This is a genomic window from Mangrovihabitans endophyticus (assembly GCF_014646155.1).
In the GTDB taxonomy this organism is placed as follows: Bacteria; Actinomycetota; Actinomycetes; order Mycobacteriales; family Micromonosporaceae; genus Actinoplanes; species Actinoplanes endophyticus.
Window position 1 is genome coordinate 1 of the sequence record NZ_BMMX01000109.1, and the last position, 1,757, is coordinate 1,757.

Annotated in this window: 3 protein-coding genes; all 3 read left to right on the forward strand. The window is 67.0% G+C overall.

The window, feature by feature from the left end:
* Positions 1–219, forward strand: a 219-nt coding sequence (locus IEY73_RS32560) for a hypothetical protein (RefSeq protein WP_189083198.1), incomplete at its 5' end; no start/stop codon positions are given.
* Positions 216–1,256: a hypothetical protein gene (locus tag IEY73_RS32565; protein ID WP_189083199.1), complete on the forward strand. Its 1,041-nt coding sequence runs from the start codon at positions 216–218 to the stop codon at positions 1,254–1,256. The genes IEY73_RS32560 and IEY73_RS32565, both read left to right, overlap by 4 nt.
* A 21-nt stretch (positions 1,257–1,277) precedes the next feature.
* Positions 1,278–1,757, forward strand: a 480-nt coding sequence (locus IEY73_RS32570; protein ID WP_189083200.1) for a hypothetical protein, incomplete at its 3' end; no start/stop codon positions are given.

The window sequence follows — 1,757 nt, forward strand, 5'->3', positions numbered from 1 at the left end:
TCCGCGTTCACCCAGCTCGCCCACCGTGTCGAGTCCGGCAACCTCACCTGGGAGGACGTCTGGTCCGGAGCGGTTGAGGATGACGCCGGCCGCGTGGTGGCGGCCTGGCTGGATGCCCGGGTGCAGCAGTTCGAACACGCTGGCCGGCTCATCGCCGGTCACGGCGTCCCCGCCGACCAGGCCTACGTCCAAAGTCTCCACCAGGGCGACGCGCGGTGAGCATCCAGGTCGAGACGCCGTATCTGCGTGCCTACGCCGCCCGTATCGACGCCAACTGCGACACCGCCCTGGCCGACATGGCCCGCTACGCGCACACGCACTGCCGCAACGTCGACGGCCTGGACGGTGCATTGACCCCGGCCCGGCCAGTCCTGGAAAGCCTGGCCGACGACACACGAGACCTGATCGCCGCGGCTCAGAACGGTCTGCGCCGCACCGCCGACGACCTACGACGGTGCGCCACCGACTACGACCACGCCGACGGGACCGCCGCCGAGACACTGTGGTCGCTCACACCAGCCTGGACGACGCCGGACACCTGGCACGAACTCGACCGGACCGTCCCCGCGACCGCTTCGACCGGCGAAGCAGGAGCGGAACTCACCTTGATGCCACCCCCGTACACCCCGGACGCCGCCGAGGCCGAGAACAACCTCAAGTCCCTGTTCGGCACGGTCAACACCGTCATCGAGAAACTCACCGGCTACGACCTGCTCGGCGCTGCACTGCCGTTACTACTCGGCGACTGGGGCGCCCTCAAACGCATCGCCCGCGCCTACGGCGAACTCGAGACCGGCTGGAGCCTGGTAGCCGCGGACCTCAACGACGGCATGGACGCCCTGTCGCCGCACTGGAACTCCACCACCGGCGGAACCGGCGGGGCGTCGCAGGCATTCGACTACCACCTGCGTCACCGATGGACCGCCGCCCAGACCGCCGACACCATGCAGCAGATGTGCGAATCCATGGCCGCAGAATACGAACACACCATCAAGGGCATGCTCTACATCCTCAACCTATGGCTGTCGCGGCTGCAGAAAGGCATCGGCAAGATCATGGTCGCCGCGTCCTGGGCGAAGCTGGCCGCCGCCCTCTACAGTGTCGTGTCATCCGTCTACGACCTGATCTGCGACGGTGTCGCCCTCGCCGTGGAACAGGTCCAGATGTTCATCGAGGGCTCCCAGATGATCGCCGCGGCCACCGTCACGATGCGGCACCGCATGAACGGCGACTTCGACGCCCTCGCCACCGACTGACCTCCCCAGGGAAAGACACGCATGAAGGTGACAGCAGCCGACAGCCGCCCCTGGCGGGCATACCGGCGTCGGCTCGCCTGGCGACCCCGGCTACCACGCTGGATCGTGCAATGGTGGCCCGAGGGCTGGCCCGACGACAACATCATCGGCCTGATCGTCGGGATCTACGCCACACTCCTACTGCTGATCATGTCACCGTTCCTGCTCTGGTACCTCCTGTCCTGGCTCGCCGCCCTCATCGCCACCCCGCTCACCTGGCTCGCCCGCACACAACTCGGCAGACCCACACCCGTGATCGCCCACACCGAAGACAACCCCTGGGCAGAATGGACCGGACAAGCCGACGGCCCCGCTGCCGCCGACAGCCTCGTCGACCAAGTCGCCACCGAACTCCGCCAACACGGCACACCCAGCACGCTGACCACCCCACCAGCGAAGCTGATCGAACTGACCACCATGCGACAAACACCAATCATCGAACGACTCACCACCCGCCGAAAA